The sequence below is a fragment of the Nostoc sp. CHAB 5715 genome (genome assembly GCF_020829685.1).
Taxonomy (GTDB): Bacteria; Cyanobacteriota; Cyanobacteriia; order Cyanobacteriales; family Nostocaceae; genus Nostoc.
The window spans coordinates 1-15,349 of sequence record NZ_JAIVFR010000038.1; the positions used below are offsets into that span (position 1 = coordinate 1).

Consider the following 15,349-nt stretch of genomic DNA (forward strand, 5'->3'; position numbering starts at 1 on the left):
AGGTGGCAATGGTGGTAATTCTGTGAAGCTGTTTTGAATAGAACTGGTATCGGGTGCATTAATTTTAGTTACACCTGAAACACCTAATTCTGAACTTGCAGTAATATCGCTTTTTTCGGTTGGTTTTGGACGCGACTCGATACCGAAAATCCCTTGAGAGTTGATTTGAACGTTTCCACCAGTTCCTGTGAAGGCGTTAGCGCTGATATCGCTATTTTCGTTGGGAACTGCAACGAGAAATTTGGAGTTGATATTGATGTTACCGCCATTGCCACCTAATTTTTCTGTACCTGCGTTGGTGGAAATTTGAGCGCCACGACGAAGTAAGAGTAAGTCGCTGTTGACGTTGATATTACCACCGTTACCGGATGCAGATTCAGCGTTGAGTTTACCTTGGTTGTCTAAGGTAATTTTGGGTGAGTTAATTTCGATATCGCCTGTGATTCCTGAACCTGTGGAACTGACAAATAAGCCACTGTTAGCACCGATATTTGCTACGTTGTCAGGAAATTTAGTAATGCGATCGCTGTAACTAAGGTCAATACCGCTAATTATTAGCTTATCGTCTGCGTTGACAGTAATTTTACCTGCACGTCCATTGCTTGAGGTAGTGGTGGTGAGTTGTCCACCGTTCAGTGCTTCAAAAATATTTGCATTCACCGTAATATTGCCACCCTTTTGATTATTTGTAGTGCGTGCATCCAGTAAAGCGCCGTCTGATACGCGAAAGATATTGGTGTTTACGGTGATATCACCACCAATACCAGTGGAAGTAGAATCAGTAAATGTGAATAAAGCACTAGATAATCCACTCTCTTGATTAGTTCCAGAAACAGTTATTGCATCTTTTGCATTGATCCGAATATTCCCTGCATTTCCCTGTCCATAAGTTGAGGCAACAAGTTGAGCGCCGTCTTTTAATGAGAAGGAACCAGAATCGATGGTAATGTTACCTCCATTGCCAATTGTTCCCGTGGACACATAGCTGAAAATCGCACTGGGAAAACCGTTTTTCTGCCCAGCAATATCAACAGCACCTGTTACTTTAACATTGACATTGCCTGCATTCCCCTGTCCTGCTGGTTGGGTAGCAGATGCACCACGAGTAAGGGTTAGCAGTTGAGCGCCATCAGTAAGTGACAGTGTTGTAGCATTGATGTCGATATTGCCTCCTTTACCTACGCCTCCTGCTTCTACGGTGCTGAAAATGTCACCAGTTGCAAGGGAAATAGCATCTTTTGCACCCACCATCACATTCCCCGCATCCCCCTGTCCATAAGTTGAGGCTTCAAGTTGAGCGCCATCTCGTAATGAGAACGAGCCAGAATCGATGGTAATGTTACCCCCATTCCCAACAGTCCCCGTTTCCACAAGGCTGCTAATCCCACTGAGAAAACCGTTTTTCTCTCCAGCAATATCAACAGCGCCTGTTACCTTAAGATTGACATTGCCTGCATCCCCCTGTCCATAAGTTGAGGCAACAAGTTGAGCGCCATCTCGTAATGAGAACGAGCCAGAATCGATAAAAATGTTACCTCCATTGCCAACAGTCCCCGTTCCCACAAGGCTGCTAATCCCACTGTGAAAATCGTTTTTCTCCCCAGCAATATCAACAGCACCTGTTACCTTAAGATTTACATTGCCTGCATCCCCCCGTCCTGCTGGTTGGGTAGCAGATGCTTCACGAGTAATGGTTAGCAGTTGAGCGCCATCAGTGAGTGACAGTGTTGTTGCATCGATGTCGATATTGCCTCCTTTACCTACACCTCCTGCTTCTACTGCACTGAGGATGTCACCAGTTGCAAGGGAAATAGCATTTTTTGCATCCACCGTCACATTCCCCCCATTCCCCACTCCATAAGTTGAGGCAGAAAGTCGAGCGCCATCACTTAGAGAGAAGTCACCAGAATCGATGGTAATGTTACCCCCATTCCCAACAGTCCCCGTTCCCACATAGCTGAAAATCCCACTGGAAAAACCGTTTTTCTCCCCAGCAATATCAACAGCACCTGTTACCAAAACATTGACATCGCCTGCATCCCCCTGTCCTGCTGGTTGGGTAGCAGATGCACCACGAGTAATAGTTAGCAGTTGAGCGCCATCAGTGAGTGACAGTGTTGCTGCATTAATGTAGATATTGCCTCCTTTACCTACGCCTCCTGCTTCTACTATACTGAGGATGCCACCATTTGCAAGGGAAATTGCATCTTTTGCACGTACCGTTACATTCCCTGAATTTCCCTGTCCAAAAGTTGAGGCAGAAAGTTGAGCGCTATCACTTAGAGAGAAGTCACCAGAATCGATGGTAATGTTACCCCCATTCCCAACAGTCCCCGTTTCCACAAGGCTGCGAATCCCACTGAGAAAACGGTTTTTCTCGCCAGCAATATCTACATCACCTGTTACTTTAACATTGACATTGCCTGCATCCCCTCTTCCTGCTGGTTGGGTAGCAGATGCACCACGAGTAAGGGTTAGTAGTTGAGCGCTATCAGTGAGTGACAGGGTTGCTGCATTGATGTCGATATTGCCACCCTTACCCACACCTCCTGCTTCCACGGTGCTGAAGATGGAAGCATTTACAAGGAAAACAGCATTTTTTGCACCCACTGTCACATTCCCCGCATTGCCTTGTCCACGGGTTTCGGCAGTAAGTCCAGCGCCATCACTTAGAGAGAAGTCACCAGAATCGATAGTAATGTTACCCCCATTCCCAACTGTTCCCGTGGACACATAGCTGCCAATCCCACTCCCAGCAATATCAACAGCACCTGTTACTTTAACATTGACATTGCCTGCATCCCCTCTTCCGGCTGGTTGGGTATCAGATGCACCATCAGTAGTGGTTAGCAGTTGAGCACCATCAGTGAGTGACAGGGTTGCTGCATTGATGTCGATATTGCCACCCTTACCTACACCTCCTGCTTCCACGGTGCTGAAGATGTAAGCATCTGCAAGGTCAACAGCATTTTTTGCACCCACTGTCACATTCCCTGCATTCCCCACTCCTGAAGTTGAGGCAGTAAGTTTAGCGCCATCACTTAGAGAAAAGTCACCAGAATCGATGGTAATGTTACCCCCATTGCCAACAGTCCCCGTCTCCACATTGCTGCGAATCCCACTGGGAAAACCGTTTTTCTCTCCAGCAATATCAACAGCACCTGTTACCAAAACATTGACATTGCCTGCATCCCCTCTTCCGGCTGGTTGGGTATCAGATGCACCATCAGTAGTGGTTAGCAGTTGAGCGCTATCAGTGAGTGACAGGGTTGCAGCATTGATGTCGATATTGCCACCCTTACCCACACCTCCGGCTGACACCGTGCTGAAGATGTAAGCATCTGCAAGGGAAACAGCATTTTTTGCACCCACTGTCACATTCCCCGCATTCCCCACTCCTGAAGTTGAGGCAACAAGTTTAGCGCCATCACTTAGAGAGAAGTCAACAGAATCGATGGTAATGTTACCCCCATTGCCAACTGTTCCCGTGGACATATAGCTGGCAATCCCACTGGGAAAACCGTTTTTCTTCCCAGCAATATCAACAGCACCTGTTACTTTAACATTAACATTGCCTGCATCCCCTCTTCCGGCTGGTTGGGTATCAGATGCATCATCAGTAATAGTTAGCAGTTGAGCGCCATCAGTGAGTGACAGGGTTGCTGCATTGATGTCAATATTGCCACCCTTACCCACACCTCCGGCTGACACCGTGCTGAAGATGGAAGCATTTGCAAGCTCAACAGCATTTTTTGCACCCACTGTCACATTCCCCGCATTCCCTTGTCCAAGGGTTGAGGCAGCAAGTGCAGCGCCATCTTGTAATGAGAAAGAACCAGAATCGATAGTAATCTTACCACCATTACCTTGTGACCCCAAGCGCACAAGATTGCGAACTATGCTCCCACCAGCAACTTTGATTTCCCCGGTAGCATTCAGCGTAATATCTCCCCCAATTGTTTCAGGTGTCCCCAAACCTTGGCCAATACCAGCAGTTAAGATAGTTCCTCCTAAAATCTCTAGATTTCTGGCGTTGACTGCAATATTACCGCCACCAGCCCCAGTTACATATATACCTGCTTGATTGGTAAGCAATACCTCAGCACGAGTCGTATTCTCAGGAAATTTCAAGCTGAGATTATCCCCATTAAAAAGAAGATTGACATTTCCAGGTGCTGCTAATCCTCCTAACTCAACTCTCCCACCATAAGCATTTAATTTCCCACCATCCATGCTGACATTACAGCCCACTAGCAGTAAACTTTTACCATCAGCTACTCGTAAACCATATGCATTGAAACCTGCTGCATCTATTCCTGCTGGTGCAACTGAGTTATTTTGAATCGCTGCACCTTGATTAAGCTGATTAAACCACAACGCCGAAGGCTGAATAGTCAATAATGGCGGCGCTTGCGGATTTGTCGCACTAAACAATCCCTGATTCCCAAACTGCACTCCATTAGCTGTTGTCCCAACAAAACTTCCCTGCACATCTAACCGCGCATTCTGCCCAAATAAAATTCCATTGGGATTAATCAAAAACAAATTTGCTGCACCATCAACTCCCAATGTCCCGAAAATATTCGACCCATTCCCACCTGTTACCCGCGTCAATATATTTTCTATACCAGTGGGATTGGCAAAATACACTCGTTGCCCATCTTGGATATTAAATTCACTGAAACTGTGAAAAAGATTGCTTCCTCGTGTTGCACCACCGTCAATTTTGTCGCCCAGTGCGCCATTAATTATCAGATTTTGATTGAGTTGAGAAGCTTCTGACGAGAGTGTGTTATCGGGTGTGATTTGTGCCTGGGCTGGCGAGGCAAGGCTTAATGCAGTGGATATTAGGCATAAAGAAAGAATACTTTTAATACTGGCTTTTTGGGGATGATGTGCTTGATTCATAAATAATTTACCTTGGAGAAATTCAAATAAAATCCACCATCAGGTAAACGACTAAGTAATGCATTCACCTTTTATGCAAATATAGTTGCATGAATTGTACCGTGCGATCGCATGATAGTGCATATCATTTTGCAGAAGGCGTTGCATATTTGCGGGATGATTTTGCTAGTTTTGTGGGATGGGGCGATTTGCCCGTCCCTTGTATTTCAGGGCGGGCGAGACGCCCACCCTACAAGAATCATCCCTTGATTCAGCAACGCCTTTGCAGAAAACTGCACATAGGATTTTTCCATGTGTGCAATATTTCTGTGCTTAACCCAACCTACGCCTAACTAAAATAGGACTTACGCACTTACAACGAAAAAACAAGGCTTTGCGATTGCTTCCCTACCCTACGGGAACGCTAAGAGCGAACGGTCGCAATGACGAAATTACGTTATTGTTGCGTAAGTCCTGTAAAAATAACTAACGGATACTTCAAAGTCGTGTTGAGGTACTTCAAAGTCGTGTTGAGGTACTTCAAAGTCTTGTTGAGGTACTTCAAAGTCGTGTTGAGGTACTTCAAAGTCGTGTTGAGGTACTTCAAAGTCGTGTTGAGGTACTTCAAAGTCGTGTTGAGGTACTTCAAAGTCGTGTTGAGGTACTTCAAAGTCGTTTTGAGGTACTTCAAAGTCGTGTTGAGGTACTTCAAAGTCGTGTTGAGGTACTTTGAAGTTATATTGGAGTATTATATGTGCTATGCGACACTTTTCAAACATCCTCTTACCCTGCCCGCTTATTTCCTCATTCACTCCTACAGTAGTATAGATACTGCTGTTGTCGAGAGATACGCGGTTGAGTGCCTCAATATTCACATTACCAGCATCTCCAATACCTGCATTACCATCTATAAATGGAAACGCGATCGCCTGCTTGAATTAGAATATTTCCAGCATCTTCCTGTCCAAAGGTGCTAGCACTTATTTGTCTACCACTAGATAAAAATAAAAACCACATAAGTATTTCCTTTATCATTGACTTGGAATAATATCATGTCCGATAAATTACTTGTGATAAGTCAAAAGCGAGTGGAACGAAGTGAAACGAAGCAATCACAACGTCTGGAGCGATTGCTTCACTCCGTTCGCAATTGACTTGTGTTTAACTGGACGTGATATAACTTGCGATCGCCAAAATAAACTGTATAAAAAATAACTTATTAAACCCGAACACCATAAAAACCAGGCGTTGCTAAATTAAAATATGAAATTCCCAAAGAAATATCTCAAACTATTACTCTCTACGCTTTTACGTCCACCGACTTCCGTGGCTCGAACTTCTCTGTGCGTGAGGTTAATTCATCTCTTCATCCAGCAACACCTGATCAAAGTATTATTTTTGGCATCCATCATAATCTCTTTATTGTTTGGACAAGTCGTATCTGCACAAACTCAAAATGCTAGTGTACTGGTTGAACAAGGAATTAAAGACTATGATGCCGGAAATTTTCACAATGCGATAAAATACTGGCAAGAAGCATTAAATCAGTATAAAAATAATCCGTCACGTGCGGCGGTTGTTAATGAAAATTTGGCGCGTGCCTATCAACAAATAGGAGAAAATAAAGAAGCTATTGAGTCATTATCAGCAGCAATTCGTGACTATGGGGCGGTGGGAAATATCCAACAAGTCGGTCGCATGAAATCAGAGCTTGCCCAAGTTTACAGCAATTTGGGACAACCTCGCAAAGCGATCGCACTTTTATGTGGTAAATTGGTAGAAAAGTCGAAAATCTCAGAAAATCAAGGGAGTCAAGAAATAAAATGCACTCCCGAAAGTGCCGAACAAATCGCCACCAAACACAACGACAAACGCGGTAAGATTGCGGCTTTGGGAATTCTCAGTGAGGCATATCGGTTAATCGGAAATTATGACCAAGCAATTGAATATTTACACGCCACGCAACAAGTCTCTCCAGAATATGACTTTTTGGTGTTAAATAGTTTGGGTAATGCCCTGAGAAGTCGCGCTCAATTGCATGAGTTACAAGCCAATTCTGCAAAGCAAGCTGGTATTGTCAGTAAAGAAAAGGAATTTACCAACAAGTCTGCCGCAGATTACAACCAAGCCCGCGAATATTTTCAAAATAGTATAAAACTTGCCCACAACCAAAAACAACCTTTAGCAGAGATGCGGGGATTATTAAATTTAATTCAGTTGGGTTCCCAGACAAATGAGACGAAAGTTATCAGCGATGAAACCTTTAATAATGCCCATGAGGATGCTTTGAAGATTCTCAAAGATTTACCCGATTCACCGACAAAAGTGTATGGGGCAATTGATTTAGCATACTTGCAGCGCCATTCTCAAGGAACTTCGCCCTTTACCTACTGTCAAACTCAGATGGTTTCATCGGAGAACGAAGCATTAAATTTGCTGAAAAGCGCAGTATTAACTAGTAATAACTTACAAGACAATCGCCTACAATCTTATGCTAATGGTGCTTTAGGACATTTTTGGGAATGCCGCAAAGATAGTAAACAAGCATTAAAATATACCCAAACTGCAATTATCGCAGCAGATAAAAAGTTGAGTGCAAAAGATAGCTTGTATTTGTGGGAGTGGCAAGCTGGACGGATTTTAGATCAAGAAAATCGCAAAGAAGAAGCGATCGCATTCTATCAAAGAGCATTTGAAATCTTAGAAGATATCCGCCAGGATATTTTAACCGCAGAACGTGATGTCCAGTTTGACTTCCGCGATGTCGTTCGACCATTGTACCGCACATTGGCGCGATCGCGGCTCGATTTGCTAGGAGTTGGTGCAATTGCAGACGAACGACGTGCCAAAGAATTATCGAAAGTAGTTAACACCATCGATGCGTTGAAACTGGCAGAATTACAGAATTATTTTGGCAATGATTGCATTTTGAGTGGGTTGAATCCCAAACCCGTGGGCGAACTCCTGGAAGATAATAGTATAACCTTTAAGAATACTGGGTTTTTGAGTTCGATAATTTTAGATGGCAAAACCGGAATATTATTGCAATTACCTAATCAGACAACCAAGTTTAAATGGATTGAAGACTCCAATCAAGGGGGTACAAGTAAGATAGTTAGCAGCGACAGGCTACAGAAAAAAATTACCGAGTTTCGTAGCGGACTAATTAAAGGAGAAGAAGAAGTTAACTACGATACAACAAATGCGGCACAGCTTTATGATTGGATAATTCGCCCTTTTGCTGAAGATATTAAACCTGAGACAGTCAAAACCCTTGTGTTTATTCAGGATGGGTTTTTGCGTACTGTGCCAATGGCAGCACTTTATGATAACCAACAAAAGAAGTACTTAGTCGAAACCTACGCAGTTGCCACAACTCCTAGTTTACGACTTACTACGCCCAAAGTACGCGATCGCAGTACGCAAAAGGCGTTAATTTTGGGTTTGACACAACAAGCCACAATCGACGGAAAGGCTTTTGATGCGCTTTTTTCAGTTCCCGAAGAAGTCGGTGCAGTTAAAAGTGTATTTTCCAATTATACCGACCTGATGGACGAGAACTTTGTCCCCGAAAGTTTTAAACAAAAACTTGAGAAAACAACATATCCCGTCGTCCATATAGCTAGTCACGCTCAATTTGGCATCATTCCCGAAGACACCTTCATTGTCACAGGCAAAAACCAAAAACTCACCATCAGTCAATTAGAAAATTCACTGCGAAACCTCAACAGCAAATTAGATAGCGTCGAACTTCTTGCACTTACTGCATGTGAAACCGCAGTTGGCGACGATCGCTCTACACTAGGATTAGCTGGAGTTGCATTACAAGTTGGCGTTAAAAGTGCGATCGCATCTTTGTGGAGTGTCACAGATGCATCGACAGCCGAACTAGTCAAAACATTTTACACCAACTACCGCAACGCGAGAATGAGTATTGCAGAAGCACTGCAAAAAGCCCAAATTCGGATGATTAATGCTAAGAAATTACCGCCATCTGAAGGTATAAATATTAAGTACGATAACCCAGTATACTGGGCACCAATGATTGCGATCGGTAATTGGCTTTGAAACCCACATCTGAACAAAACTCAGTACACCTTTTTCCCTATTTCCTATTCCCTATTCCCTATTCCCTATTCCCTATTCCCTATTATTCAATAATTCCAATCAATATTTGCATTAAAACATCTAAATCATCAGGCACACGATACAAAGCAATGTCTTGAGTAATATGAAGAGGCTGTTGTTCTAATAAACCAAAACGCCAAGTATCACCTACTGTGACTGCACCATAAAGAATATCTTGTTCTTCTGCTATTGCCAAAGCGATTAACTCTACTGATAGTTGAGTAAAACCTCTTGATAAATCGTCGTTTTTAGCCTCAACTACCAGAAAATTTTTACTTCTTTCATTTGTGTTCATATTTCGCAGTAAATAATCTAAATTACCTTTGAGTTGAGAACTTACCTGGAGAGGATATTCTAAACGCATTTGACACTTACAAAAACGCGCTAGTTCCGAAAGTACTGGTGCTACCATAATTTCTCGACGTGCAGTTTCGCTCGATAAAGTTACCAGTGGTAACAACTCCTCGATTTGCTGACGTAATTCAGGTAAACGTTGTGGTACACGTTGAGAAGAAGGTAAAGTCATACGCGCACGTGAAAAGCTATAACCCAATTCAGCTAAAATATCTTCTGTTTCATAAGGTAACTCGAAGTAAGAACGAAAAGTGTAACTCTGTCCTTCTTGCAAAATTTTTGGTTTAGACATAATAAATCCGACATACAGCTAATAAAAAAGCGTCCTAACTGTCCCCACAGTGAAGCAAACTTAGCTTACAGCAGTTTTCATGTATTTGAACCACATCTATCGTAGGGGTTTAGCAATGCTCATTGGTGTCAACTTAAGCTATAGATAGCTTAACTGTTGCCTGACTCACCCGCCTAGAACTAAAGTTCAAGGCTAATAGCTAAAGTCTACTGAAGTAGACTAAAAATTTTTCGGATTATTTAGTCATCTTTAGATGACTTAAGCTATTAGCAAGGAACTTCAGTTCCTTGCGGGACATGGCTTTTACGTTAAGTTGACACGTATGACAGCTGTGCGACCCGGAGATGGGATATTTTTTAACTGGAAGTCCCTATGCTGTGGATGTCTAACTCTTAACGAATGTCCACTCTAGTACCTTGATGGGAGCTTCTTGTAGTGCTTGAGCTAGTTCGGCGCTGCTTTCAAATTTAACTTGGGAAAGGTCGCAGGCTTCAACGTTGACTGTAAATTTTTCGTCTTGGAAGGGCCAAGGTTTGACAACAACCAAGTTATCGCTGCGCTGCATGATATCATAGCGCTGACCCTCAGGGCCTTTGCTAATTTCTAAAAACCGCTCATCTTCGGGTAGTTCTTGCTGACATAAGATCAGAGAAAGGCGATCGCACCATTGCATAAATGCATAAGCTGAATCAACTTCTTCCTTTTCGATGCCTAGTTCCTTGCGCCAACGTTGCTGGTTTTGCAGTTGCTCATCTAAAATTTTGTCTAGTTCTGGAAACTGACCCCGGCTTGGCTCATTTAAACGGCTGATGTGCATGGAAATTAGTAGAGCCACCCACCGTCCCCGGTAGCGAGCATTCTTTGCCAAATCAGCCACTTTCTTAATACCAATCTCTGCATCATTTTTTGTGGCGAGGGTGAAGTCCAGTGGCGCACCGGCTTCAGTAAGAATATCTTCTTCCCACTCTTTTTCTAGGTCATCGTGATGAGAAATTGCAGTGACGGTTTCATATAACCTTGCTGGCGCATCTTTACGTCGCCACTGTCCTGCAAGTTGAGCCGCTAATAAAGCATGAGCGCGGTGATAAATAACTTCCCAACCATTTGGCGTAGCGTTGACAATCACAAATCAATCTCCTGATTCTTAGTTTTGATTTTGAGTTCAATTAATTTCTGAATTCAGAAACGTCGGGGTAGATTTGAAGAGGCGATCGCTCTGACTTCTTCAGTGTGGCTTAATCTTTATAGCCATTTTCAATTGAGTATAACATAGTCCATTTTTCGGAGCGCAGAGGTATCCAAACCGCGTGTTGCATCCAAATCAATATCAGCAAATACTGATCAACTTATAGCAATCCGATTTGATTTCTGAACTTCTTTGTGTAGGCAGGGAGTAGGGAGTAGGGAGTAGGGAATCAGCCTTTTCGAGTTGAGGGCGAGTTATTTCAAAAATCAAATAGGAGTCCTATAGATTCCCGATTTCTTAGAGAAGTCGGGAATCTTGTGGATAAAGCTAAATTCTCCCTCACAAATCCCTAATGTAGAAAAACAGTTTAACCATTGCTAAACAAGGTGGGCTGTTTGCCCACCAGATGATTGGGAGTTTTCAATAAGCTCTAACTGCAACCTATGGAATTAAGAGTGCTTTTCTAGCGGATTAGCAATATATTCAAATGTTGGTTCAGAATTCCAAGGGCCACGCTCATCTTGACCATTTCCGTTTGTAGATAGGTTGTAGTAGAGAGCAACAGTTTCATCTGGCTTAATATTACCAAAGAACGGATCTGTCAACTTACCCAGCGAATCTAGAGCTTTCATAAACATCTGGGTATGAGAAATTTCTCGTGTTAACAGATGGACCAAAGTCTCTTGGGTTCCTTTGTCAGTTGCCAACTTAATTAACTCTTCGTAAGTTTGACGAGCGCCAGCTTCTGCTGCAACATTAGCTCTCAAATCACGCACTACATCTCCGCCTTCATTCAAGTAACTTGCAGTCCAAGCATTACCCTGGCTATCTAGAAAATGAGGCCCAATCCCTCTGACTGCAAATAGAGTGCTTTTATAAGCCTCTGTTTGATCTGTATTTTTAGTATGAGCTTCAATGAGTTTACCAACCATTTCTAAATGGCTGAATTCCTCGATCGCAATGTCTTGGAGCATGTCTTTAATTCCAGCATTTTCAACGTGGAATGATTGAACCCAATATTGAAGTGCTGCACTAAGTTCTCCAGTAGCTCCGCCAAACTGCTCTAAAAGCAACTGAGCAAAACGAGGGTTTGGTTCACTAACGTTAACTGCATGAATAGGCTCTTTTTTGTGAAAAAACATAGATTTACACTTCCAAAAATTATGATTTTACAGAATTGATAAACTATTATTTTATTGTCTCCTAGCATCTTTGAATATATAGCTAATTTGAGATTTGATAGCTTCTCAAACTGGTTAACTAGAAGACCAATAAAATACAGTAGTCATGTCAGTGTTGATAACTGCCAATCAGCTATTAAGCATTGCTGCTTCTTCTGATTAATCCCCATAGATAAATAGCGACAATTGCGCCGATCACAGCCACTAAAATACCTAGAAGAGTCAAAGCAGCACCAGCCGCAGTAATTTGCAGAGTTCTTGTTCGTAGTAAAGTAAAGAGACTTCCACCGACCAAAGCCCCAATGATAAGCTAAACCACATCTAGTTTGCATATCTAAAATTTATATAACTCTTGTGGGGTGGGCATCTTGCCCGCCCTAATTATGCAATTTCAATGTGGAACAGCTTACCCAAAATCATTGTGGAGAGAATCCACCACCTTGATAATCAGCTTTAGCAATGGCAGCTGCCAAAAGACCTAAAACTACCCAAGCAACAATACTCATAACCCTCTCAACAATCTTACTTATATCTAAGTTATCAACTCTGATTCACAATTCTTTCTACCAGATGGGATAAATGCTAAATCCAAAAGTTAGATAAAAAACTTTACATCAAGGTTCAGATGGAAATTGGCATTTTTATTTATAGAGTAAAAATGCTAAACGAAAGTTTTGTCAGATAAATTAGAAATTATTGAATACACAAGTCTAGACGTTATTTGTTCTCTAACTAGACACTAAAATTATATTTTTTGATATCTACCTTAAGATTTAAAAAAATAATCTAACTTTTTAGAGATGCATTAAAATAATTCGTAATTAACCTGAGTTCGATGTAAAAAAAGTCTCTAACCTTGGCAGAAAGAAGGTTGTATGGGTGTGGGTTAGATGATAGCGTTCGGCAAAGGTTCACCAGGAAAGAAATCTACTTCTGAGAATGAATTTAAATTTGATGTTGTTAAATTTAATGAAGGTTTTTTATCTTGATATGTATAAGCTATAGGACTAATATTTGATTTCTGAAAAAGCTCGGGACAACTCGAAAAGCCTAATTCCCTATTCCCTATTCCCTACTCCCCACTCCCCGCCTACGTAGATAATTTCAAAAATCAAATACGATTCCTATATTAACCCAAGTTACTAGTTACAGATTCAGGCGATCGCAATCTTGACCACTGGGTACTAGAAATCGCTGATTTTGGTGAAAATATTTACAAATTTGAACTCGCGGCTCAGTTCTGGCGGGGCGGTTGGGAACGACAATTGTCGCTGCCCCAGAGAATCAAGACTTAGGCGTGGTTAAATATCTGCGAAAGCCAGTCTCCAAGCTAGATTTATCGCCTTTTCCTGTATCCTCGCAGACATTTGTGCAATTATCTTAACCTCTCACTGATGGTATTGGGATGTGCTTAAGCGTGAAAATCAGAAAAACATAAATAAATACTAATATCTTTATAGTTATATAAAAATTAATAGTTAAATAATCTTAGGAGAAATAAAAATAGCTGGGTTCTACATCGGCAGTGGTACTTGCCAGATAGAGTGATACAGATTCTCTCTAAACATTAGTCATTAGTTATTAGTCATTAGTCATTTGTCATTAGTCATTTATCATTCTCCCCCTGCCTCCCCTACTCCCTACTCCCCACTCCCCACTCCCCTCATTCATTGGAAAGCAACTCAATGATTTTTCTATTACCTGGTGTCAAGTTTGATCTCGATCTGATTCAAAAGTACGACACTCGCGCACCTAGATACACCAGTTACCCGCCTGCTACAGAGTTAAGCGAAACATTTACTGAAACTGATTTTAAGGCCGCGATCGCAGCCTCGAATCAACGCAAAACTCCTATGAGTCTATATTTCCATATCCCCTTTTGCCAAAGTGCTTGCTACTTCTGCGGCTGTAACACGGTAATTTCCAACAACAAGAATATTGCCAAACCTTACGTGGAGTCTTTGGTTCAAGACATTAAAAACACCGCAGCTTTAATCAATCAAGATAGAAAAGTGCTGCAAATCCACTGGGGAGGCGGTACTCCTAATTACTTGGATTGTCACCAAATAGAATTTTTATGGAAAAACATCAATCGCCATTTCAACATCGATCCACAAGCAGAAATCTCAATTGAGATTAATCCTCGTTATATCGATAAAAACTACATTTTCTTTCTGAGAGAAATTGGGTTTAACCGTATTAGTTTTGGCATTCAGGATTTTAATAGCCAAGTTCAAGTAGCTGTAAATCGTGTCCAGCCAGAAGAAATGCTATTTGATGTCATGAGTTGGATTAAAGAAGCTAAGTTTGAAAGTGTGAATGTAGACCTCATATATGGTTTACATTCACACCTCCAAACTTAGCTACTTTAATCCAACTCATGACATCAAATAGCATTTCTTCTGGCTGGACACGATTTACAGCTACTTTTGCATCACATTTTATTAGAGAGTTAATATCCGATATAAACACTAAGCCGATAATATGAGAGAAATTCAATTTAGAGATGCGATCAAAGAAGCGATGTCAGAAGAAATGCGTCGTGACGAAAGCATATTTTTAATGGGAGAAGAAGTTGCTGAATACAATGGTGCTTACAAAGCCAGCCAGGGTATGTTAGATGAGTTCGGCCCGAAAAGAGTTATTGATACACCCATAGCTGAGCTAGGATTTGCCGGTATTGGCGTTGGAGCAGCCATCAATGGCTGTCGTCCGATTATTGAGTTTATGACTTTCAACTTTTCATTGGTAGCCATAGATCAGATCATCAACAGTGCTGCAAAAATCATGGCCATGTCGGCCGGTCAATATACCTGCCCGATTGTCTTCAGAGGACCTACCGGAAACGCCGGACAATTAGGTGCCCAGCACTCTCAGAACTTCGAAAACTGGTTTGCCAACACACCGGGTCTGAAAGTGATCGTACCTTCCAATCCTTATGATGCCAAAGGTTTGCTTAAGTCAGCCATCCGTGACAATGACCCGGTTATTTTCATGGAATCTGAGCAAATGTACGGTGACAAAGGCCAGGTGCCTGAAAGCGAATACCTGGTGCCGATCGGACAAGCCAAGATCGTGGAAGAAGGTTCTGATGTAACCATCGTCACTTTCGGAAAAATGCTTCCGAGAGTCGTTCTTCCTGCTGTTGAAGCCCTGAAAAAAGAAGGTATCAAGCCGGAAGTGATCGACCTGAGAACGGTGCGTCCTATTGATTATGCGACTGTGGTTAACTCTGTAAAGAAAACCAACCGTTGTATAGTAGTAGAAGAAGCCTGGCCTCTGGCTGCGATTTCATCTGAAATTACTTATCACCTTCAGAGA

Annotated in this window: 8 protein-coding genes and 2 pseudogenes; 5 read left to right on the forward strand and 5 right to left on the reverse strand. The window is 42.1% G+C overall.

The features are described 5' to 3' along the window. On the reverse strand, positions 1–4,908 hold a 4,908-nt coding region (locus LC574_RS03820; RefSeq protein ID WP_229451569.1), incomplete at its 3' end, for an S-layer family protein. An 89-nt stretch (positions 4,909–4,997) separates the two neighbouring features. Between LC574_RS03820 and LC574_RS03825 the strand changes: the two genes are divergently transcribed. The 3 genes from LC574_RS03825 to LC574_RS03835 all read left to right on the forward strand — a co-directional run bounded on the left by LC574_RS03825 (position 4,998) and on the right by LC574_RS03835 (position 8,955). Continuing rightward, a complete protein-coding gene (locus tag LC574_RS03825; RefSeq protein ID WP_229451570.1) occupies positions 4,998–5,240 on the forward strand; it encodes a hypothetical protein in 243 nt (80 codons plus the stop codon). 90 nt (positions 5,241–5,330) lie between these two features. Then, positions 5,331–5,864 (forward strand): hypothetical protein, encoded by a 534-nt coding sequence (locus LC574_RS03830; protein WP_229451571.1) that lies wholly within the window; start codon positions 5,331–5,333, stop codon positions 5,862–5,864. A gap of 421 nt (positions 5,865–6,285) precedes the next feature. Beyond that, positions 6,286–8,955 (forward strand): CHAT domain-containing protein, encoded by a 2,670-nt coding sequence (locus LC574_RS03835; RefSeq protein ID WP_306422078.1) that lies wholly within the window; start codon positions 6,286–6,288, stop codon positions 8,953–8,955. Between the two features lie 82 nt (positions 8,956–9,037). On the opposite strand, the gene LC574_RS03840 is transcribed toward LC574_RS03835, so the two are convergent. From LC574_RS03840 to LC574_RS03860, 4 genes and pseudogenes are all read right to left on the reverse strand, one after another. Beyond that, positions 9,038–9,661, reverse strand: coding sequence for a hypothetical protein (locus LC574_RS03840; protein WP_229451573.1), 624 nt, complete (start codon positions 9,659–9,661; stop codon positions 9,038–9,040). 385 nt (positions 9,662–10,046) lie between these two features. Continuing rightward, positions 10,047–10,787: a DUF3891 family protein gene (locus tag LC574_RS03845; protein WP_229451574.1), complete on the reverse strand. Its 741-nt coding sequence runs from the start codon at positions 10,785–10,787 to the stop codon at positions 10,047–10,049. A gap of 509 nt (positions 10,788–11,296) precedes the next feature. Continuing rightward, positions 11,297–11,989 carry a manganese catalase family protein gene (locus LC574_RS03850; protein WP_229451575.1) on the reverse strand — a complete coding sequence of 231 codons (693 nt, stop codon included), beginning with the start codon at positions 11,987–11,989 and terminating at the stop codon, positions 11,297–11,299. Positions 11,990–12,436: 447 nt separating this feature from the next. Beyond that, positions 12,437–12,534 (reverse strand): annotated as a pseudogene (locus tag LC574_RS03860) (GlsB/YeaQ/YmgE family stress response membrane protein); the annotation flags it as partial. 1,179 nt (positions 12,535–13,713) lie between these two features. Between LC574_RS03860 and LC574_RS03865 the strand changes: the two are divergent. Further along, a pseudogene (locus LC574_RS03865) lies at positions 13,714–14,388 on the forward strand (radical SAM protein); the annotation flags it as partial. Positions 14,389–14,512: 124 nt separating this feature from the next. Continuing rightward, positions 14,513–15,349: alpha-ketoacid dehydrogenase subunit beta (locus LC574_RS03870; RefSeq protein ID WP_229451576.1), on the forward strand; the 837-nt coding region annotated here is incomplete at its 3' end.